The organism is Actinacidiphila oryziradicis (genome assembly GCF_005047355.1).
In the GTDB taxonomy this organism is placed as follows: Bacteria; Actinomycetota; Actinomycetes; order Streptomycetales; family Streptomycetaceae; genus Actinacidiphila; species Actinacidiphila oryziradicis.
The window spans coordinates 1-18,570 of sequence record NZ_SUMC01000128.1; the positions used below are offsets into that span (position 1 = coordinate 1).

At 68.3% G+C, this 18,570-nt stretch carries 22 protein-coding genes, 1 tRNA gene and 2 pseudogenes; 9 read left to right on the forward strand and 16 right to left on the reverse strand.

Features of this window, described 5'->3' with window-relative positions; genetic code table 11:
• Positions 1-592: 592 nt before the first annotated feature.
• Positions 593-979 carry a hypothetical protein gene (locus FCI23_RS48205; RefSeq protein ID WP_136730349.1) on the reverse strand — a complete coding sequence of 129 codons (387 nt, stop codon included), beginning with the start codon at positions 977-979 and terminating at the stop codon, positions 593-595.
• Between the two features lie 57 nt (positions 980-1,036).
• A complete protein-coding gene (locus FCI23_RS48210) occupies positions 1,037-1,738 on the reverse strand; it encodes a TNT domain-containing protein (RefSeq protein ID WP_169317325.1) in 702 nt (233 codons plus the stop codon).
• Between the two features lie 847 nt (positions 1,739-2,585).
• On the opposite strand from FCI23_RS48210, the gene FCI23_RS48215 reads away from it, so the two are divergent.
• Entirely contained in the window at positions 2,586-3,764 is a 1,179-nt protein-coding gene (locus tag FCI23_RS48215; RefSeq protein ID WP_246144758.1) for a glycosyltransferase, read from the forward strand.
• A 39-nt stretch (positions 3,765-3,803) separates the two neighbouring features.
• Here the strand turns inward: FCI23_RS48215 and FCI23_RS61460 are convergent.
• Both FCI23_RS61460 and FCI23_RS48225 read right to left on the reverse strand, forming a co-directional pair.
• Positions 3,804-4,817 (reverse strand): annotated as a pseudogene (locus FCI23_RS61460) (restriction endonuclease); the annotation flags it as partial.
• Positions 4,818-5,157: 340 nt separating this feature from the next.
• On the reverse strand, positions 5,158-5,793 hold the full coding sequence (locus tag FCI23_RS48225) for a YdeI/OmpD-associated family protein (RefSeq protein ID WP_136730351.1): 636 nt from the start codon (positions 5,791-5,793) through the stop codon (positions 5,158-5,160).
• A gap of 431 nt (positions 5,794-6,224) precedes the next feature.
• Between FCI23_RS48225 and FCI23_RS48230 the strand changes: the two genes are divergently transcribed.
• The 3 genes from FCI23_RS48230 to FCI23_RS48240 all read left to right on the forward strand — a co-directional run bounded on the left by FCI23_RS48230 (position 6,225) and on the right by FCI23_RS48240 (position 7,977).
• The gene (locus tag FCI23_RS48230) at positions 6,225-6,488 is read left to right on the forward strand and encodes a CopG family transcriptional regulator (protein WP_136730352.1); all 264 of its coding nucleotides are present in this window, start codon (positions 6,225-6,227) and stop codon (positions 6,486-6,488) included.
• Positions 6,485-6,898, forward strand: a complete 414-nt coding sequence (locus tag FCI23_RS48235) for a PIN domain-containing protein (RefSeq protein WP_136730353.1) — start codon at positions 6,485-6,487, stop codon at positions 6,896-6,898. Before FCI23_RS48230 ends, FCI23_RS48235 begins: the two co-directional genes overlap by 4 nt.
• Before the next feature lie 800 nt (positions 6,899-7,698).
• Positions 7,699-7,977, forward strand: a complete 279-nt coding sequence (locus FCI23_RS48240; RefSeq protein ID WP_246144759.1) for an ankyrin repeat domain-containing protein — start codon at positions 7,699-7,701, stop codon at positions 7,975-7,977.
• An 85-nt stretch (positions 7,978-8,062) separates the two neighbouring features.
• Here FCI23_RS48240 and FCI23_RS61465 read toward each other — a convergent pair whose 3' ends face one another.
• Complete coding sequence (locus tag FCI23_RS61465) at positions 8,063-8,341, reverse strand: hypothetical protein (protein WP_246144760.1); 279 nt, start codon at positions 8,339-8,341, stop codon at positions 8,063-8,065.
• A gap of 27 nt (positions 8,342-8,368) precedes the next feature.
• The gene (locus FCI23_RS48245) at positions 8,369-9,022 is read right to left on the reverse strand and encodes a LysR family transcriptional regulator (protein WP_246144761.1); all 654 of its coding nucleotides are present in this window, start codon (positions 9,020-9,022) and stop codon (positions 8,369-8,371) included.
• A 107-nt stretch (positions 9,023-9,129) separates the two neighbouring features.
• On the opposite strand from FCI23_RS48245, the gene FCI23_RS48250 reads away from it, so the two are divergent.
• The gene (locus FCI23_RS48250; protein ID WP_211265805.1) at positions 9,130-9,996 is read left to right on the forward strand and encodes an oxidoreductase; all 867 of its coding nucleotides are present in this window, start codon (positions 9,130-9,132) and stop codon (positions 9,994-9,996) included.
• A 92-nt stretch (positions 9,997-10,088) separates the two neighbouring features.
• Here the strand turns inward: FCI23_RS48250 and FCI23_RS48255 are convergent, their stop codons facing one another.
• The 7 genes and pseudogenes from FCI23_RS48255 to FCI23_RS62775 all read right to left on the reverse strand — a co-directional run bounded on the left by FCI23_RS48255 (position 10,089) and on the right by FCI23_RS62775 (position 13,966).
• Positions 10,089-10,925, reverse strand: a complete 837-nt coding sequence (locus FCI23_RS48255; RefSeq protein ID WP_136730356.1) for a hypothetical protein — start codon at positions 10,923-10,925, stop codon at positions 10,089-10,091.
• Positions 10,909-11,355 carry an aldo-keto reductase family protein gene (locus tag FCI23_RS63410; RefSeq protein WP_322974025.1) on the reverse strand — a complete coding sequence of 149 codons (447 nt, stop codon included), beginning with the start codon at positions 11,353-11,355 and terminating at the stop codon, positions 10,909-10,911. Before FCI23_RS63410 ends, FCI23_RS48255 begins: the two co-directional genes overlap by 17 nt.
• Positions 11,356-11,395: 40 nt before the next feature.
• Positions 11,396-11,809: pseudogene (locus FCI23_RS63415) on the reverse strand (aldo/keto reductase); the annotation flags it as partial.
• Positions 11,806-12,990: a cupin domain-containing protein gene (locus tag FCI23_RS48265; protein ID WP_136730357.1), complete on the reverse strand. Its 1,185-nt coding sequence runs from the start codon at positions 12,988-12,990 to the stop codon at positions 11,806-11,808. The pseudogene FCI23_RS63415 and the gene FCI23_RS48265, both read right to left, overlap by 4 nt.
• 22 nt (positions 12,991-13,012) lie before the next feature.
• Positions 13,013-13,147: a hypothetical protein gene (locus FCI23_RS62770; RefSeq protein WP_265737836.1), complete on the reverse strand. Its 135-nt coding sequence runs from the start codon at positions 13,145-13,147 to the stop codon at positions 13,013-13,015.
• Between the two features lie 162 nt (positions 13,148-13,309).
• The gene (locus FCI23_RS48270) at positions 13,310-13,681 is read right to left on the reverse strand and encodes a DUF6624 domain-containing protein (RefSeq protein ID WP_136730358.1); all 372 of its coding nucleotides are present in this window, start codon (positions 13,679-13,681) and stop codon (positions 13,310-13,312) included.
• Positions 13,682-13,843: 162 nt separating this feature from the next.
• Positions 13,844-13,966: a hypothetical protein gene (locus tag FCI23_RS62775; protein ID WP_265737837.1), complete on the reverse strand. Its 123-nt coding sequence runs from the start codon at positions 13,964-13,966 to the stop codon at positions 13,844-13,846.
• Between the two features lie 100 nt (positions 13,967-14,066).
• On the opposite strand from FCI23_RS62775, the gene FCI23_RS61470 reads away from it, so the two are divergent.
• The 3 genes from FCI23_RS61470 to FCI23_RS61480 are packed head-to-tail and all read left to right on the forward strand — an operon-like array spanning position 14,067 to position 15,038.
• On the forward strand, positions 14,067-14,222 hold the full coding sequence (locus tag FCI23_RS61470; RefSeq protein ID WP_246144762.1) for an N-terminal phage integrase SAM-like domain-containing protein: 156 nt from the start codon (positions 14,067-14,069) through the stop codon (positions 14,220-14,222).
• Complete coding sequence (locus FCI23_RS61475) at positions 14,174-14,713, forward strand: tyrosine-type recombinase/integrase (RefSeq protein ID WP_246144764.1); 540 nt, start codon at positions 14,174-14,176, stop codon at positions 14,711-14,713. Before FCI23_RS61470 ends, FCI23_RS61475 begins: the two co-directional genes overlap by 49 nt.
• Entirely contained in the window at positions 14,652-15,038 is a 387-nt protein-coding gene (locus tag FCI23_RS61480; protein WP_246144763.1) for a tyrosine-type recombinase/integrase, read from the forward strand. The genes FCI23_RS61475 and FCI23_RS61480 overlap by 62 nt, the downstream gene beginning before the upstream one ends.
• Positions 15,039-15,239: 201 nt before the next feature.
• Here the strand turns inward: FCI23_RS61480 and FCI23_RS48280 are convergent, their stop codons facing one another.
• From FCI23_RS48280 to FCI23_RS48285, 3 genes are all read right to left on the reverse strand, one after another.
• Positions 15,240-15,575, reverse strand: coding sequence for a hypothetical protein (locus tag FCI23_RS48280; RefSeq protein WP_136730359.1), 336 nt, complete (start codon positions 15,573-15,575; stop codon positions 15,240-15,242).
• Positions 15,576-15,691: 116 nt separating this feature from the next.
• A tRNA-Thr gene (locus FCI23_RS57545) sits at positions 15,692-15,758 on the reverse strand.
• A 580-nt stretch (positions 15,759-16,338) separates the two neighbouring features.
• Positions 16,339-16,890, reverse strand: a complete 552-nt coding sequence (locus FCI23_RS48285; protein WP_136730360.1) for a hypothetical protein — start codon at positions 16,888-16,890, stop codon at positions 16,339-16,341.
• Positions 16,891-17,174: 284 nt separating this feature from the next.
• Here FCI23_RS48285 and FCI23_RS48290 point away from each other — a divergent pair, with 284 nt between their 5' ends.
• Positions 17,175-17,681, forward strand: a complete 507-nt coding sequence (locus tag FCI23_RS48290) for a hypothetical protein (protein WP_136730361.1) — start codon at positions 17,175-17,177, stop codon at positions 17,679-17,681.
• Positions 17,682-18,570 lie beyond the last annotated feature (889 nt).

Consider the following 18,570-nt stretch of genomic DNA (forward strand, 5'->3'; position numbering starts at 1 on the left):
GCGGGCGGGCCTTGGTGACGCTCTTCTTCTTCGGGGCCGGCTTCACGTGGCGCTTGGGCTCGTGCTGCTTGACGGGAACGATCTTGCGGAAGCTCATAACGGTCTCCTCGTCGGGGTGATTCTCTCTCTGCTTTCCTGCCGCCGCCTTCCGGCTTCGACATGGAAAACATTACGCGAGAAATCCAGCCCCGGAAGCCAATTCTCCTTAGATAGCGATGAATTGAATCTGAGAGAGTTTCTCACAATGTGAATTAAATAAAAGCCGCAGGTCAGGAGGCATCCCATGCCTCGTCGAACGATGTAAGATTTTCGTTAGTTGCTTTTCCGGGATTCCGTCGTGACAAGACCCGGACATTTACACAGGCCCCCATGAGCGGCTCGTCGTGCACCGTCGCGTCATTGACGTGGATTATTCCGGTGTCGATCTGCTGGGCCACCCGCCCGTATGCCCCGCCCCCTCCACGCCGATCGCGTTCCTGCGCTCGTTCACTCACGGCTACGCTCTTCAACTGCACGCCGTGCAACGCATGTGTCGACCCATCCGCGTCTCATCACTACCGTCCGGTAGAGGGCGGGACCCGCCGCTCCCCGTTCAGCGGTCGTCGGCAGGGTGCTCCTTTGAGGCCTTGCGCCGGGCGGCTGCCGCGAGTGCTCGTTCGAGCTCCTCGCGGGCCCGGCGCTGGATGCTCTCACTGTCGTGCAGCAACCCCTCTGCCTCTGCGGGCGTGGGCCGGGAATGCGGCGGCCCCTCGTCGGTGAGCCGTTCGTAGAGCCAGCGGCAGGCCCGGTCCTCGTCCGCGAAGCTCGCGTACACCTCACGCCTGCCGCGCTCGTGGACTCCCACGACCCACCGGCCGTCGCGCTCATCGAGGAAGTAGTGGTCCGACGGGCGGGGGCCGCCCGGGCAACCGGGGATCTCGTAGTACCCGGCCGGGACCCCGGCTGCCCGTAGGGCGTCACACAGCTGGTGCCGATCCATGAAGCCAGTCTCCCCGCAGTAGCGGAGCCGGGCCCAACGGGGACATGGACGACAGGTTCAGTTCAGTCGCACCAAGGTGCCGTTGCCCACCAGGTCTCCCACACTCGGGCGGGAGGTGCTCGGGCAGAACCGACTCGATGTCACGTACTGCACCCCCTTGCCGGGCTGCTCGAACGCCGGGGCGATCGGCCCCGCGCACACGGCGACGTCCCTGGTCACCCGGTACAGGTGGTAGTTGTACGGGTAGCGCGGGTCGATGGCGTCGAGGCCGGACGGCGGGATCCCCCTCTCGCCGTACCTGGCACCTGCCGGGGAGAGGTACCGGCCCGATTCGTTGCCGAAACGGTCGACCATCTGGCCCGGGTGGAGCACCAGCGGCGCGGCGATCGGGGTGCCCTGAGCATTGTGCTCGTAGCCGTCGTCATTGGGATAACGCCAGTCGCCCTGGCCGGAGTCCGCGGTGGGATCCCACCACTTGTGCAGGAACTCCACAGGGGTGAGACCGCCGAACCGGTCGTAGCCGTTGACGATGTTCCCCACCACCCCGCGGGTCGGCACCCGGGTGGGGCCGAGCCTCCAGTCACCACAGAGATAGGGCGAAAGGTCGGCATAGGCATAGGGCGGCGGCACCAGGCCCAGGCACGCCTGCCGCCGCCCGGACTCGCTCTCCCCAGGCCTTGACTTCGCGCGCTCGTCCCCTGCCCCCGCTGCCAGTACGCCCGACTGCGTCGGCACGACGACCGCAGCCTCGCTGCCCACAACCGCGGGAGCGGCCGAGGAGACGGCAGAGCCAAGAAATAGAGAGCCAACCAGGCCTGCGGTGGCAGCCAGGCTCGCACACCATCTGAACGGTCTCATGGAGTCCTCCGGAAGAAGTCGGTATTCGGAGCACGCCGTGACTGTGCCGGGCCGCGCAAATAAACGGAGCGGCGAAGCAGCCACCCCCGGACGAAGAGGAATTGACGACGTGCCAAAGCCACTAAAACCGACAGAAAGGACTGGGGCGAGCGGTGAACAGGAGTTGCGCCCAATTGGGCGTACGTCGTTGCCCGGCCGGCCGTCCGGTCACGCATGAGCCGGCGCCGACCGATGGCAGGCCGCCCAGCCGACGAACGGGCGACATCCATCACCGAATCAGCCGCCCGCCCCGTGACCGGCTCCTTAACCACCTCGGGCGGCTCACGGTCGTCAATGACGAAGATCCGTCCGTCGATCTCCGGGTGACGATCTTCCGGACCAGTCGGCAGCCTGCCGGGCGAGCCGCCCATCGGCTCTCGGCCGGGCCGCCCCCAGCCCTTCGACGGCCTTTCCCAGATTCCGTTCGGGCTGCCCTCCCTTGCGAGCCTCAGTACCCCGGGGCGGCTCTGGTCCACCTGCGAGAAACGGGGTCCCCCACGGGTCCTGTAATCAGGGCGAGCATCCCCCCACATGCGCCCGGGCCGCGTGCCGACGGGGCTGTCGTTTGTTGGCCGGCCCGCAACCGACCGTAATTCGATACGCGGCGTCGCATTCAACGGGCGGCCATCTCCATGCCCCTTCATTACCGCTAACCCGCGATCTCTACGGGGAATGTCAATGGTGCTGGCGGCAAAAGCGGGTGGTACTTGTGCGCACGACACATCGGCTGAACGTCGTGTCGGTCTACGAGGGCTTCTTCACGGGCGGCGCCCGGATCCTGCACAGCGACGTCGTACGCGGCCTGCACGAAGGGGGCCAGCGGCACCGCGTACTGAGCATCCACGGCGAGGTGCACCGGGAGGCCACCCGGCAGCCGATGGAGACGGACGCCTGTTACCGGTCGCTGACGGCGGCCGGGGTGGAAGTCACGACGCTGGGGCGGGACGTCTCGGCGGGCGGGGCTGCCTTCAGCGGGCCGGAGCTGGCGGCGACGGCGCGGGCGACGGCGGCGGCTGACGTGGTGCTGTCGCTGAAGGAGCAGCCGCTCGGGCTGCTCAACCAGGCCGGGCTGCCGCGCAGACCCATCGTGGTGTGCCTGCACCGCTCGGACCCGGAGAACCAGGGGCCCGCGCTGGACGAGCTCAAGGCTGCGGTGGCCGACGGCCGCGTGGTGGCGGGCGTGTGCTGCGCGGAGTCGACACGGGCCGCGTACGAGGCCGCCGGGATTCCGGGTGGACTGCTGCACGTCATTGCGAACGGCGTGGATCTGCTGCGCTTCCAGCCCGATCCGGCGCGGCGGCTGTCGGCCGACGGGCCTGTGGTGGTGTTCGCGGCCCGGTACGCGAAGATGAAGAACGTGCCGCTGTTCCTGCGGGCGGCCCGGCTGTGGCTTCGGCGCCATTCCACCGGGCGAGTGCTGATGTGCGGGGCCGGAATGGCCCCCGAAAATCCGGCGCTGGAGGCCGACATCACGGTGGCGTTCGGCGACGAGCCGCAGCTGGCCCGGCGGCTGCTACTGCTGGGCGTACGGCACGACATGGAGGCCCTGTACGCCGCCGCGGACGTCGTGGCGCTGACGTCGGCATCGGGCGAGGCGGCCCCGCTGTGCCTGATCGAGGGCATGATGTGCGGCGCCGTCCCGGTGTCCACGGAGGTCGGCGACACCGCGGACATCGTGGCCGGCCACGGCATCCTCACCCCGCCCGACCCCGAGGCGATTGCCCTGGCCTGGTCCGAAGCGGTCGCTCGGGGCCCGGAGTTCGCCTCCGCGCTGGCCCGGAGCCGGGAGCGTTTCAGCCGCGAACGGATGATTGCCTCGTACGCGGCGCTGCTCGACCGCGTACACGGCGGTGTCGCGGACCGGACCCGGCTGCCGGAAGTCTTCTGACCTGCGCAGGGCGAGCGACACACGCGACGCAGGCCGGCTCGCTGAGCCCGCAGCCATGACGGTGGCCAGAAAGATCCGGGCCTGCCTGCCGGTCGCCGGATCATGGTCGTCCACGAACCCGTTCAACGCGACCGATTCAAGCGCGCCGAACTCATCCGCAGCGAAGAGATCGCGCAGCGCCAGCAGCACGCACTGCGCCAGCACGTCCCGGTACAGCGCCCGGCGCTGCGCGGCCGGGCGGGCAGTCTCCTTGTCCTGATCCGCAGAGGGCATGTACCGCACCGACTTCGCCTCCGGGACGATGTCGTACCTCGGCAGCTCCCAGTTCAGCACCAGTTGGCGGGCGGCCGGATCGTACGAGGCGGCCATCTGACGCGGAAGACCCTCCGGCCACGCCGTGGAGGAGTACAGAGCCGCCGAGAAGTACTCCACCACCGTGTCCGACTCCCCGTCGCGGAGCGCCACCGCCATCTCGGCGATGCCGGCATTGTGACGACGGATCTCCGCCAGCTGAGCAGCGGCCCACTGGTCGTACTGCTGCCGGTACGCGGCCAGTTGTCGCTGACGCTGGGCCTCTGCGGCCTGCGCCGCGTGCCAGTCCCGCTCGTACCGCGCCCGTGCCTCCTCCTGCGCCTGCGCCCGCCGGCTCGCACCGAGGGCCCAACCGCCCTGGGCCTGGTACTGGTTCGGATCAGGCATGGGGACGGGGTCGGCGAGTCGGCCAGGAGCAAACGTCTCAACCTGCTCGAGGCGGACGAGCCCAGCCGTTCTGAAGACCGGAGCACGGCACCCGATGGCCAACAGGCTCGTCAAGGACTCGACCCGCGCCTCCAACTCCTCCGTGCGCCGCCTCGCATCCGCCTCTTTCCGCTGCCGGTATGCCGCTTGCTGCTCACGATGGCTGCGCGCCATACCGCGCTCGAACGCCCGCTGCTGCCGCTCCTGGTCCCGCTGATGCTGGACCCCTGCCCGTCGCTGCGCTTCCTGTTGCCGCTGCTGCTGGCGCTGCGCCTCGGCCCAGACGCCTATCAACCCGTTGGAGCGACGACTCATACGGATTCACGCCCTCCCCCAGGACGGCGGCGTCCCGGAACCATACGCCGGCCCCACAACCAGCAGTAACTAGTTGACTCTAGTCGGCAACCGACAGCTCGCCCATCCGCATACCAACTACACGCAATCTCACCGTGGCCACGCGATGGTTCCTCAACCCTGACAGACGAGCCCGGCTCCACGCGGCCTGCCGGAAGCCGCGCCCGTAGGCGATTCCCGGTCCTTCCCCGGTCGGCCCCATCGCCCTGTCCGCCGTCCGGCGACGTTGATGCCAGCCGGTGATGTCAGAGGCTCCTCGGAGCGGACTCCCCCACAAGCAGGACAGTTATCGAGTGCTGTCTCAGGGGTAGAGCTTCCTCTCCTCGGCCAGCATCGCCACGTACTGCTCGATCCGGCGTGCCCTGGTCTCGGGCTTCTTGACGTCCTGGATCCGGTAGAGAATCGCGTAGCGGTTTTGGCGGTCCAGCGTCCCGAAGAATTCTGCCGCGGCAGGATTGGCCACCAGCGCCGCCGCCAGGTCGTCCGGCACCGAGGCCGTCCGCGCACCGTCGTAGGCGGCCTCCCAGCGGCCATCCGTCTTGGCACGCTCGACCTCGGCCAGCCCCGCCAACCGCATCCGGCCCTGCTCGATCAGGGCTGCCACCTTGCCCCGGTTGACCTTGGACCACTTGCTGTTCGGCTTGCGCGGGGTGAACCGCTGCAGCCAGTACCGGTCGTCGAACTTGCCCTTCTGCCCGTCGATCCAGCCGTAGCAGAGCGCCACATCGAGGGCCTGAACGTAATCCAGGGCCACGATCCCGGGGCCCTTCTTCCGCAGCTTGAGCCAGACCCCCATTGAGGTCGCGTGGTGCTCGCTGAGCCAGGTCTCGAATGCCTCGGCGGATTCGAATGAGACGATCTCCAAATCCTGAGTCACCCCACAATCACCCCTCCCATAGCCGGTCCTCCGCTGCACGGTACGCCTCACCACCGACATCACTGCACACGGCTCCGGAGGCCCCTTGGGTCAATGGCGGCTGACCTGGGACGTCCCTGACCTGGGCCGGAGCGCGACGGCACTAAGGCTCCCCGTAAGTCCCCGGAAGATCCCGCCGGACCGGGCCGCGATCATGCATCAGGGCCAGTTCGTGAGGGTGACCCCTCCGAACTGGCCCTTCGCCCTGAGCCCCCTGTCGGGTTCGAACCGACGACATCCGCTTTACAAGTTCCCTCGGGGCGCGCCGCTGACCGGCAGGAACAGTCACCGTCGCCGCCCCGGGCCTGCAAAAACACCGCTCACCAGGTTTCACTGGTTCGGGGCGTTTCTCGTCCTCATGTGTGCGAAATCCGTGCGGCTGGACGACTTCGGAGGCAGTGAAACGGTGACTCCAGCACACCACAGGGAGCATCCCAGGTAGCATAAGAGGTATGAGCGAGCCTACTCAGAAGTACTCGATCACCATGCCGCGCGACATAGCGGAAGCCGCCCGCGCTCGCGGTGGCCCCTCGGGCCTGTCCGCCTACGTGGCCGCAGCCGTCGCCCGCCAGATCGAACGGGACAACCTCAACGAGCTCATCGCCGTGGCGGAAGCCGAGCACGGGCCCATCACCGCCGAGGAGATCCAGGAGAAGCGCGACCTCCTACTGCGCGCCCGTGAGCAGCAGGGCACCGCCGGGACGAGCGCCGCGTGACCCGAGCTCCCGCCGTACCGAACGGCACCCTCGTCCTCGACAGCGAAGGCCTCGCCAAGGCCGTCCTGCGCGACCGCGACGTCACGGGCTGGCTGGCCCTGGCCCGCACCGACGACATGCGGGTAATCACCAGCTCGGCAACCCTCGTCGAAGTCATTCACCCAAGAATCAAGCACCCGGCACTCGAATGGGTCCTGTCCCGCATCGTCGTCGAGCCCGTCACCGAGCCCATCGCCCGCCACGCGGCCAAACTTCTCCTGGCCGCAGGACGCCACGGCCACAAATACGCCATCGACGCCATGCTGGCTGCCACCGCCCTCGCCGCTCCCGGCCCAGCCACCGTCCTCACCTCAGACCCCGAAGACCTCACCGCCCTCTTCGGCGGACAAACCACCGTCATCAAGATCTGACGTCCCGGCCAGACCTCCCCGGGAAATATTGCGGCCCGGCATCGCTGTCGGCATTGCGGCCCACGTATCGGTAGGCGGCCTCGCACGCAGTCGGATCACCCGAGGACACCAGACGCCCCAGACCAATCGGCCCGAGGCGTCTGCGCTGGAGCCCCGTGTCGGGCTCGAACCGACGACATCCGCTTTACAAGTTCCCTCACGGCAGGCGGCTGACCTGCGGAAACACCATCCCTTGCGGCCCTGGCCTGCGGAAACACCGTTCACCAGTTTTCACTGGTCCGGAGCGTTTCCCATCCTCATGTGTGCGGAATGCGTGCTGTCGGCGGCAGCTTCACCCAACGCCGCGAGACGTCGGCGCAGGTGGCGGCTGGAGCCAGGACGCTGCTGTCCATGGATAGTCCACCTGCGGCTCTGCGGGCTTCGTCGCTCCGCCCCCGGCTGCTGGCCGGCGCTCGCGTCCAGGTGAAGGCCCAAGAGGTGGTGAAAGGAGTACAAGGGGCGCATACGGTTCCGGAGACCCTTTGCTCTTCAGCGCCGCCGCACTTCGTTGGCCCACGGTGGCCCCCGACGGCTGGCTGTCCACGACAGATCCACATCTGCAACGCCGCTGGGCTCAACCCGACTCCGCGGATCTGGCGAATGTCGGAGCACCCACGAGGAACGCAGCGGCCATCGATCGACCGCTGACCTTGCATGATCACTTCATGATGGTCACCTGACAGTGTGGATCCGCAGGCGGCGGCGAGATAACTCCGGCGCACTTGGCCGTAGAGCATGGTCGCCTGAATGAGCTGACCCGATTGCTGGATGCCGACACCGATCCCAACGAGATGTGGTCCCACATGTCCCTGATCCTGCACGCAATCGACGTCGAAGCAGACGGGGCAGTCCAGAACGACGTACCCCTGAACGTCGCTTGCACTGCCGTGCTGCTGCCCTACGGAGCCGACCCCGGACGCCCGTGCCCACAGGGCGAGATCCCTCTGCTGTTCAGCTTGCACTATGACCACGAGATGGCCGTCGGGCGGCTCGAAGCACATATCGCACGCCGCCGCAACGAACAGGTCTTGGCTGGCTGAGATGATCTCCGTGGCCGCACCGCATTGGCCCATGCACTGAGCTTGAGAATCACAGGTACCTCAGCGGGGAAAAGAGGAGGAATTGTCAAGACCTGTGGATCGCCGACGGTACGCGGATGTTCGTCTCATGGCGTTCGGCGAGCGATCTCGATGACTGGATCTGGGGGCTGACCGCGAGCTCGCGCACGACATGGGCGAATCCTTGTACGAGGGAGTTGTCTGTGTCGTCGGCCCAGGCGAGGGCGACCCGCAGGGGTTCGACGTCGGTGAGCGAGACCCACGAGAGGTCGGGGCGGGCGTAGTACTGGGCCATGCTGCAGGGTGCGAAGCAGATGGCGGTGCCTTCGGCCACCTGCTCCAGCATCTCCTCGACGTTGTCGTTGGTCGGTCCTTAGCGGGGGCTGGATCCGTCAGGTCTGGGGTTGACCGCCCACCAGTCGACCCAGTCGCGCGGTGCTCGTTCGGTCCACATCAGGGGTTCGTCGTTGACTTCGAGTACGGAGATGCCGTCGCGATTGGCGAGCGGGTGACCGGCCGGCAGGCCGACGACCCGGGGTTCGGTGTGCACCACCTCGGCGTGCAGGCCGGTGAGGTCGGCGGGTAGCCAGACGAAGGCGACGTCCGCCCGGCCGTCGCGCAGTGCCATGGCTTCCTGGCCCCAGTCGAACCGCTTCGGCTCCACCCGTACGCCGGGATGGCGACGGGCGAACTCGGCCCGTGCCCGGGTGGTGAGCTCGCCGGCGCCGCTGGCCTCGAAGCCCACCCTCAGTACCCCGCTCTCGCCGCGTCGGTGCCGTTCGGCGGCGACCGTCACCCGCTCGGCCTGGCGCACTGTACGGCGAGCCTCGGCCACGACGTCGCGCCCGGCGGAGGTCGCGGTCACGCCTCCGGAATGTCGGTCGAACAGCCGCACACCGAGTTCCGACTCCAGGTTCTTGAGGGCGTAGGACAAGGCAGGCTGGCTCACGTACAACCGTGCCGCGGCCCGGCCCAGGTTCCCTTCGTCGTCGATCACAACGAGGTAGCGCAGCTGACGCAGCTCCATCCAGCGATCATAAGCCGTCTTTATCGAGTAGCCGAACTTCTGTCTTGGACGGCCCGGAACGGTGGCTGACATAACAGGAGGCGTCAACCGCGATATTGGAGATGCAGATGGCCACCGTTCACAACCCCACCCGCAAGGCAACCGGCAGGGTCTGGCTGATCACGGGCGCGTCCTCCGGTTTCGGTCAAGCGCTCACCGAGGCCGCCCTCGCCGCCGGCGACACCGTCGTGGCGGCGGCCCGCCGGCCGGAAGTACTTGACAGCCTCGCCGCCGCGCACCCCGATCGCATGTTCCCGGTCGCCTTGGACGTCACCGACCCGGCGCGCATCACCGCCGTGGTGGCCGAGGTCCTGCTTTGGTACGGACGGATCGACGTGCTGGTCAACAACGCCGGTCGTGGCCTGGTCGGCGCGGTCGAGGAGTCCACCGACCGCGAACTGCGCGATCTGATGGATTTGCACTTCTTCGGCCCCGCCGCCCTCACCCGCGCGGTGCTGCCGCACATGCGGCGCCAGGGTTCCGGCGCCATCGTGCAGATGAGCAGCATGGGCGGCCGGTTCTCGTTCGCGGGTGTCGGCGCCTACTCGGCGACTAAGTTCGCGCTGGAGGGACTGTCCGAGGCTCTCGCCCTCGAAGTGGCCCCGTTCGGGATCAAGGTGCTGATTGTCGAACCCGGCGCGTTCCGGACCGGTTTCGCCGGCGGCGGTGCCCTGCAGCAGTCCGCGGCCATTCCCGCGTATGAGGAGACGGTCGGCCCCGTCCGCGCCGCGCTCCCGAGCACCGACGGCAAGCAGCCCGGCGACCCCGCCAAGGCCGCTGCGGCCATCCTGGCCGCGATGGAGGCCAAAGAGACCCCGCTGCGGTTGCCGCTGGGCAACGACGCCGCCGACGCGATCTCCGCCCACCTCCACGCTTCCCGCGAGGAGACATTGACCTGGGAATCGGTCAGCCGCAGCACGGACTTCGACGATTGAGCCACCCCAACTGCGAGGCGCCGCGACAGTTCGCAGAGAAGGTTGTTACTCAGTCAGGTGACACGGGGGGTGCCGGTCAGGCCCGGCCCGGACTATGACTGGGTGCTTATGAAGGTGCCGACGTGGGCTCGGAGCGGGGGGACAAGATCGGGATGGTCTCCCCGGGAAGCCGACTGGAGCAGTTCAGCTGCGACAACCAGTTGGGCGACACGGCCAGCGTCGGTGTGGAGGATGTCGGCGAACACCTCGCTCACGTGGGTGGCGATGTATGGCTGGAGCCGGGAGTAAGCGAGGAGAAGGGCTTGGTCATATCCCGCTGGGGCCAGGCCGAAGCCTTCCCAGTCGAGGAGGACGGGGCCGGTTTCCGTGAGGTTGGCCCAGTGGAGGTCGCCGTGGCCGGTGGCCCATTCGGTGACCTGGGGGGCCGGTACGCCGAGGAATTGGGGGACGGCGCGGTCGATCCACTGCTGGCGTACGGCGATGCGGTCGGTGGGGGTGGCGGCGATGGTGTCGAGGTCGGTGCGGAGGCTTTTCCACCAGGTCTCGGGGAGGACGAGGTGGTGGCGGAGGACGGGGTCGGGTGAGCAGACGGGGGCGTCGATGTAGCCGGTGAGTTCGGCTCGGTAGGCGGTTCCGTCGGTGGTGTGGTCGCGGACTGCGTGCAGGGGCGGCTTGTGGACGCCGGGGAAGACGTTGGCTGCTGCCAGGGTGCCGTCCCAGATCTTGCCGGTGGCTTTGTCTTTGGGGGCGGACAGGAGGCGGAGCCAGCAGGTGCCGTGGGCGGGGTGGTCGGCGCGGCGGCCGAGGGTGCGGCCGTGCCAGCCCCAGACGGGTGGGCCGGTGACGGTGGTGCCGAGGGCTGCGGCTGCGGTGGCGTGGGCGGTCACCAGCCGCTGCTCATCGGCGGGGTCTTCAGGCGTTGAGTACATCGAGGATCTTTCGCAGGTGCTCGGGTGGCAGGGGTTCACTGTCCAGGGCGGCGAGGGCGTTCACCCAGTGTGCCGGGTCGGTGGCGGACAGGAGGACTTTTGTCAGCCCGTGGCAGGAGGCGACGGCGAGGAGGCAGGCTTGGGCGGTGCTGAGGCCGGGGCGGATCAGTTCTGCCAGTTCGGGGGTGGCGAGGTGGGGGAGTTCGCCGCCGTGGAGCGGGGCGGAGGCGAACACTTCGAGGCCCTTGTGGGCGGCGTCGGCGATGGGGCCGTGGCCGTGGAGGGCTTGGGCGAGTGGGGTGGCCATGACCAGGCTGACCGGGAGCTGGATCGTGATGGGCAGCGCCGCCGGCTGCCTCGGTGGCGAGCTGGTGTAGGTGTGCGACGGTGAACGCGCCGTCGGCGAACCCGTTCCAGGTCGCGACCCCATACCCGGTGAGGTGCCCGGCGGCGGCCTGTTCCTCCAGGACGGTGAACGCGTCGCGGAGGTGCTGGGACAGCTCGGCCCGGTCTTGGTTGGTGGTGTGTTCGGGGTTGTGGAGGAAGAGCAGGTCGAGACAGTCTCGGCTGAGTTCGGTCCGGTTCCGGTCCGTCTGCCAGCGAACATATGTGGGGGCGATGCTGTGCCCGGATTCCGCCTCCGTCCGGCTGAGCACTCCCGCTTTCACGGCCTCCGCTGCGGTGGTGGGGGTGAGGAACCCGGCCTTCGTCGACACCGGCAGCCCGGGGTGATCGGCCAGGACCGGGGCGAGGTCGGTCTGGGCTTGGCCGTGGTGGTAGTTGGGGGCTGTGTCGATCCATGGGGCCGGGGAGGTGGCCGCGCGCCGTGCGGCGGCGGGCACCTCCCGCAGCCGGTAGGTGCCCAGCCCGAGCGTGGCCGTCACGACGGTTCCGCCGTTCCCAGGGCGGCGGCTTGCCCGGAGACCAGTTCGCCGACCACGGTTGCGGCCTGCTCCACCGTCAGGCCGCTCGCCTCGGCGAGGTCGGCGAGCGTGGCGGGGCCGCCATTCAGGAGCCGCCGGAGCAGTGGGCCGACCTTGGGGGCGAAATCCCACTCCTGGCCGTTGGCCGTGAACGTCACGCTGGCTTTCGTTTCCGTCAGGCAGGCGCGGCCGGTAGTCAGCTGCACCGGAAGAACCGGGTCGGCGGGTGGTCCGGCCAGGTGGGGCAGCGAGGTGCGCATTCGGCCGGCATCGGTGGCGTCCCGCGCGACCGTGTACCGGGCCAGCAGCGCGGCCGGGTCTTCCAGTTCGGCCAGCAGTTCCTTCCGCAGCGCCTCTACGTAGGCGGCTTGCTCGTGTGGTTCGGCGAAGCGGGGCAGGTCGGCCCGCACCCGTTCGGAGGCACGCAGGGTTTCCGAGAGCCAACCCATGAGGTCCGCGCCGGTGTGGGTCTGGAGGCCGCAGGTAAGGTGGAGGGAGTGGGTTCCCTGGTCGGCGGTGACGGAGTGCCACCAGCCGCGCGGCAGGTACAGCACGTCCCCCGCCTGCATGACCAGTTCGGCGACGGGGATCTCGGGTGGTGGTTCCGGGGTGGCGGTGTCGCGGTACATCGGGGCAGCCCTCGTGGGCCCGTACAGTCGCCAGCGTTTGGCGCCCTCCAGCTGGACGACGATCACGTCGTGGTCGTCCCAATGGGTCCCGAAGCCCTCGGTGCTGGTCCACGAGGCGTAGAGGTTGACCTGCACGCCGGTCCGCAGCCAGCCTTCGAGCTCCTGAGCGAGGCGGCCGATGGGCGGGTGTAGTTCGTCGACCGCGTCCAGGACCAGGGATGCGCCTTCGGCGAGGCGGGCGTGGAATTCGGCGGGGTGGATGCGGTGCCACACCTGGTGGCGGCGGGTCGTGACGGGCACGGAGTACCGGTGCTGCGGCAGCGCTTCGCCGTCGACGGACAGCCGCAGTCGCGGTGGTTCGAGACGTTGGACGGACAGGATGGTGTTCAGGTCGTCCCAGGTCATGAGCCCGGCCGCGGCAGGCAGGACGCGGGGGACGTGGCGGTAAGTGCGGTGTAGAGCCTGGGCGAGGAAGTCCTCGCCCAGGCACTCCGCGATCGACACGGTGGTCATCGCAGTGGTTTCTCCCCTGTTGTTAGTCGTTGCCGTCGGTACGGCCAGTGGAGCCGCCGTCGGACGGGGTCGCGGAGCGGGAGCGGGCCGCGACGATCTGCCGGCGGGCGCGCACCAGGCCGTCGCTAGTCGGCTGGGTGGTGGTGTTCTCGGGCATGGACGTCCTCCTTGGGGTGTGCCGGACCGGATGGCCCGGCATTCTCTGCTGCTTCCGGCGAGACGGGACGTCTGGCCGGGGTGGTGCTGGCCTGCGGTGTTTCGGTGCAGGCCGTCCGCCGTTGGGGGCGGAGCCTTGGGGCTGGCCGGTGCCGAGCGAGGCTCAGACGGGCAGCGGGATGTAGTGCAGGCGGATGACGGCGTCGTACTCGGCGTACGGGAGCAGGCCGACGGCGGTGCGTCGGGTGTCAAGCTGCTCGCGGTCGGCGATCAGGTAGGGCTGCACGCCGTTCGGGCCCCAGGTGTACTGGGTGCCGTAGATCTGGGGGCGGCCCTGGTGCATGAGGCAGCGGTCGGTGAGGTAGGCCAGCTGCTTGGGCGTGGCCTCGCCGTGTTGGACGGCTTTCTCCAGCAGGTGCAGGGCCTGACGTTGGAAATCCTGGTCCGGCGTCCGCGTGCTGGGCGATGAGCCAGGCGGCCTCGGCGGCTTCCTCGCCGACCAGCGTGTGGCCGGGCCAGCCGTGGTCGGCGACAATGCGTTTGAGGGCGGCGGTGTTGTCGTGATCGACGCGGTGCATGGCCGCCAGGTCGTCCTGCCGGGTGGTGGGGACGCGGCGCACGGTCTGGTCGTTCACCTTGCGGTGCAGGAGTTCGGTGGCCAGGTCGGGGCGCTGTGGCAGCTGGGGCAAAGGAGTTGTCACTTCGGCTCCTCGGCTTGGGGTTCGGGGTCCGGGTCGGGGCGGATCTTGGCGCGGGGTACTTCCCACTCCCGGCCTCCTCCGGCCGGGCGCAGCCACACGTGGCCCGCTATGACGGCCATCACCACACCCGTGCGGTCGTCGCGCTCGTCGGTGGCTGCTGCGCCTACTCGGGGACGGCGGAGGTGGCGGTGTCGAGTTCGCGTTGCTCGGCAGGTCCACTTGAAGCGCTCCACTCGCAACCGCTACCGAGGCGTCCTCGACGTCCACGTCATCCCCAAGTGGGGCACCACTCAGCTGAACCGCATCCGCTACGACGACGTGGCCCAGTGGCTGGCCGATCTCCTCTCCGGCGAGGCCACTGGGGGCGCAAACTGAGCGCGCGCAGCGTCCGCAAGGCGTACGTCGTCCTCAGCCGCGTCCTCGGCTTTGCCGTCAAGGCGCATCGGCTGGCCTTCAACCCGGCGGCCGGCGTTCCTCTGCCGAAGGCCGCTCCTGCTGAGCACGTCTATCTCGACGAATTGCAGGTTGAGGCGCTCGCCAAGGCCACCGGCCAGTACGGGCTGTTCATCCGGCTGCTCGCCTACACCGGTCTGCGGTGGGGCGAAGCAACCGCCCTGAGGGTCGGCCGCGTTGATCTCGATGCTCGGCGGGCGCACATCGTCGAGGCGTACGCCAACGACAACGGCAAGCTCTACCTGGACACGCCCAAGAACCACGAGCGCCGCTCGGTGCCGCTGCCGAAATTCCTCGTGGACGACCTCACATCACACATCACACATCGCGGACCGCGATCCAGACGGACTGCTGTTCACGGCCCCGCAAGGCGGCCCGCTCCGCGTAGGAAATTTCCGCCAACGCTTCTTTAACCCGGCGGCAAGGGCTGCAGGCCTGGGCCACCTCAACCTGACCCCGCACAAATTGCGGCACACCGCCGCTTCGCTGGGTACCGCGAGCGGCGCCGATGTCAACGTCGTCCAGACAATGCTCGGCCACAAGTCCGCAACGCTCACCCTCGACGTCTACGGCCACCTCTTCCCCGACCGCCTCGACGAGGTCTCCAAGAAGATGCACAAGCGCCGCACCCGCGTCCTCGCCAAGGCCGAGGCGAAGGCCGCGAAGGCGGAGCGGAAGGCTCGCAGGGCCGCCGAGGAGCTGGCGGTCCTGACGGCGATGGAGACGATGCCGGCCTGATATGTGCCGGACAGATGGGCGCCGTCCCGCCAGCTGAGCGGGACGGCAACCCTCGCTGGTCCGGGCTTCCGTGAAGAGAGGAAGGGGGTGGGGCACGGCCGAAAACTCCAGTCCCGAGGCGGGCCCGGGGACCTTCCCATCCCACCCCCCTTGAACCGCGGGCCTCGAAGAGCGCTCTGCGGATCCGGGCCAGAGCCAAATTCAATGAACGCCATCATCCCGAGCAGCGTCCATGGCATCGGCCGCCCGCCGCATGGCCAGCTCCCGAACGGCCTCGGGCGGCTTACAGTCGTCGATGATGAAGATCCGTCCGTCGATCTCCCGGGTGACGATCTTCCAGCCCAGCCGCCGGCCTGCCGCCCGGGCCGCCCGCCGGATGTCGTCCGGATCGCCAAGTTCCTCGACGGCTTTCTCCCCCAGCACCAGCTGTCCGTAGTAACCCTGGTACTCCGGCTTCAGGGATCCGGCCATCAGGGCCTCGACGCGCTTCACCAGGTTGTCGAAACGGCGCTTGGCCAGCTCGTCCTTGGCGGGCATCTCCGGGCAGCTCCCCAACCGTCGGCGCACGCCATGTGTGCTAAATACGTGCTGGACGTCGGAGGCCCTTCCGCCCTTACGGGTGGAAGGGCCTCCGACCTGCGAAAACGCCGAGCCCCCTGTCGGGTTCGAACCGACGACATCCGCTTTACAAGAGCGGTGGGGTCAGACCTCGGCTGACCTGCGACTTCCGGGCCTGGGCCTCAAGCGGCAACCGTAGCCGTGGCTGACCCCTGTTGACCGTGGCTGACCCCTGCATCTGGCACGACTGTGGCACGCACGATCCCCTTGACGCGGGCTTGCCGGGCGGGACCGCCGCTGGCGAGTCGCCGAGGTGCCTCGGGGAGCGACGACGCGCACGCTTTCCAAGTCTGTTGGCCCGGGTCAGCGGCCTGTCCGTGGCCGTTCACCTGCGTCCGAGCCTGTTCGGCGACTCAGGTCCACGCTGTTGCCGTACCGAGGCGAACGGGCCCGGACGCTGGTGAATGAGACGGAAACTGAGACGGGGCCGTCTTCATGCGCTCTTGCGCCGCGCCTTTACCTCGGCTTGTTCAACTACGCCTGGTCGTCCGTGATGCATCTCTTGGGCTCTGCCCTTGTGCTCGTGCCACGACGTAGACGAACCACTGGGATTCGCTCATGTCCTCGTCGTGAGGATCGAGCACGCGGACATCGTCCGTCGTGGGGCCGACCTCAAGAGTGAGGCCGTCTTCGGATGAGCGATTCGGCTCTGGCTACGGGTACGACCCTGAAGACGGTGCGCTCAGCGTTGCCAGAGAAACGCGGCCTCGCCGCAGAGCTGGCAGCTGAAGACGTAACCGCGGCCCCCGCCGCCAAAGTTCGCGGAGGTAGTGAAGTCGTAACCCTCTTCGAGTTCGGCCGTGAAGGTCATGGGAGCGGCGCAGACGGGACAGTTGGGATTCTCGTCAGCCTGGATCCACTCAGGCTCGCCGCCCAGCCGTCCGAGGACCGGTTCCTCCGTGGGGCTGTCAGCGGGATGGAGGCGCAGAGCGGTGACCGCGTCCAGGAGCGTCTCGCCCTCGGCAGGGACGGCGGCTGGGGTGAGCTCGCCGGAGAACAGGTAGGCCTGGTTAGCGCCTGCGGCGGCGTCCCAGTCATCGCACATGCCCGGGTCGTTCTGGCAGAAGAACACCGCGATCACGCCGAGGGCGAGGGGCAGATGGGCGAGGAACTGCATGGCTCCACCGCACTGGCGGCACCTCGGCCAGACGAAGTCACCTGGTACGAGCGGGACTCCGCCGGTACGCGGCGCCGGCGAGTCGGCAGTGGTCTCTCCACCGTAGATCAGCAGCATGACCACAGCCTACGGTCGGCGTTAGGGCCAAGGACCCGGGTCGGGCTCTGGCCAATCGACCCCGCTTTAGGAGTTCGATCCGATTCCCCCTGCAACCTGCGCACACGGCTCCGGAGGCCGCTTCTGTCTCTGGAATCACGGCAGGTCACACTCCTGTCGGCGGCTGTGGAGCGGCTCCTTGTCCACAGGTAGCCCATGGCTCGGCCTGCCGACCCTTAGGCCGGCGTACCACTGTCATAGCCATCTGCTGTACTCGTCGCAGCAACTCGGTGACGGAGGCCATCATGGGCGTGCTGTATGACTACTTCCAGGCGCCCGATCGGGCCACAGCGGTGAACTGGGCGATCGGCCCCAGCGGGGACTGGACAAACTGTCTGCCGCTCGACGAGATCGGTGCGGACTGGATCGACGCGAAGGGCACCGATCCGGTTATTGTGCTCGGCGAACTCGTCGGCCACGCCAGCAGCGTACCGTTCGGCGGTCGTCGCGATGAGCCGACAGTGGTCTGGCCTGATCTGACGGAGTGGCCGTACCCACGCGGAGCGGACACCGATGACCAGTCCCCCTGGCACCTCGGCCTGACCCTCCAGGAGCTACCTGATAGCTGGCGGGACACGCTCGCTGGAATCGGGGATGACGCCGTGCCGACGGTCGCGGCACAGTGGTACGGCGTCGAAGAGGCCCGCTTCGCTGATCAACTGGACGCCGAGTACTGCGCGCGCATGTTCATCGCGCTGGCCCGCCGTGCCCAGGCGGCCGGTACCCGTCTCTATTGCCGGTGCTCCGTATGAACACACCCCCATCACCAGTCGGCCCCGAACAGCTGAACAACTGCCGCCGAAAACTCGCGAGTGGTTGATCGCCTGGCACCGCGGACGTCGACGGTCAGATCTTCTGGAAGTGGCACGCCAAGTCTCTCACGTGCGCCTTTCTCCCACCGACCGTTTCTGACCTGCGCTGACGTTGTGGCCGGTTGTCATCGTCTGTCACCGTTGGTTCGCCTCGGACGGCCCGACGACGGCCCCGACTCTGCGCCGGGTCGTTTCCAGGGGGATGGCGGCTGCCGAGAAGCCGTGGGACCCTGTCCGACAGCATGCTGAGCCCAATGAACAGCGGGGTTGTCCACGCGATGAAAGCGCCGAAGCGTTGCTTGTGAGCTGTGCTGGCCAGCCTCACCTTGCCGCGGGGCGTCAAGCGGACGATAAGACTCAAGACCACCAGAACCGCGCCGCTCCCAACAACGGACCAGTCCATGACCTGCAGCATGGCGCCCCCCTTGTGTGCCGAGACGTCTCTGTGTAGGCCGCCCCTGGCAGCGAGGGTACAGCCGCTGTCAGTGGAGTTTCCACGTCCCTGCGGTCCACACCGCGCGCTTGCCCGCGCTTCTCCCGACGACGGCCCGGAGGTCGGTGGAGAGAGTTTGAGGTCCGGCCCTTGGGGTGAGAGATCGGGGGCCCGTAAGCTCGCCGCGACTCGGGCAGCACCTAGCCTGCCCGCAATAGCCCGAAGTGGGCCCCCGGTCTTACGACGTGGTGCTCGATTGAGGTCGGGCCGTGTTGGCCTGGCGGGTTGGCTGGTGGTTGATTACCGCATGGCCGCGCGGTCGGAGACCAGGCCGGCGATGGCTTGGTAGGTCTGGTCGAAGTACTCGCGGCGTCCGATCCAGCGTTGGAGGGGCCG

Coding starts and splice junctions, on each gene's coding strand:
- FCI23_RS48230 (WP_136730352.1), top strand. CDS start 6,225: ATGAGCGAGCCTACTCAGAAGTACTCGATCACCATGCCGCGCGACATA.
- FCI23_RS48255 (WP_136730356.1), bottom strand. CDS start 10,925: ATGTACTCAACGCCTGAAGACCCCGCCGATGAGCAGCGGCTGGTGACC.
- FCI23_RS61465 (WP_246144760.1), bottom strand. CDS start 8,341: ATGCTGGAGCAGGTGGCCGAAGGCACCGCCATCTGCTTCGCACCCTGC.
- FCI23_RS48280 (WP_136730359.1), bottom strand. CDS start 15,575: ATGCCCGCCAAGGACGAGCTGGCCAAGCGCCGTTTCGACAACCTGGTG.
- FCI23_RS48285 (WP_136730360.1), bottom strand. CDS start 16,890: ATGCTGCTGATCTACGGTGGAGAGACCACTGCCGACTCGCCGGCGCCG.
- FCI23_RS63410 (WP_322974025.1), bottom strand. CDS start 11,355: ATGGGGTCGCGACCTGGAACGGGTTCGCCGACGGCGCGTTCACCGTCG.
- FCI23_RS62775 (WP_265737837.1), bottom strand. CDS start 13,966: ATGGCCGTCATAGCGGGCCACGTGTGGCTGCGCCCGGCCGGAGGAGGC.
- FCI23_RS48225 (WP_136730351.1), bottom strand. CDS start 5,793: ATGTCGGTGGTGAGGCGTACCGTGCAGCGGAGGACCGGCTATGGGAGG.
- FCI23_RS48290 (WP_136730361.1), top strand. CDS start 17,175: ATGGGCGTGCTGTATGACTACTTCCAGGCGCCCGATCGGGCCACAGCG.
- FCI23_RS48245 (WP_246144761.1), bottom strand. CDS start 9,022: ATGGAGCTGCGTCAGCTGCGCTACCTCGTTGTGATCGACGACGAAGGG.
- FCI23_RS62770 (WP_265737836.1), bottom strand. CDS start 13,147: ATGCCCGAGAACACCACCACCCAGCCGACTAGCGACGGCCTGGTGCGC.
- FCI23_RS48265 (WP_136730357.1), bottom strand. CDS start 12,990: ATGACCACCGTGTCGATCGCGGAGTGCCTGGGCGAGGACTTCCTCGCC.
- FCI23_RS48205 (WP_136730349.1), bottom strand. CDS start 979: ATGGATCGGCACCAGCTGTGTGACGCCCTACGGGCAGCCGGGGTCCCG.
- FCI23_RS48250 (WP_211265805.1), top strand. CDS start 9,130: ATGGCCACCGTTCACAACCCCACCCGCAAGGCAACCGGCAGGGTCTGG.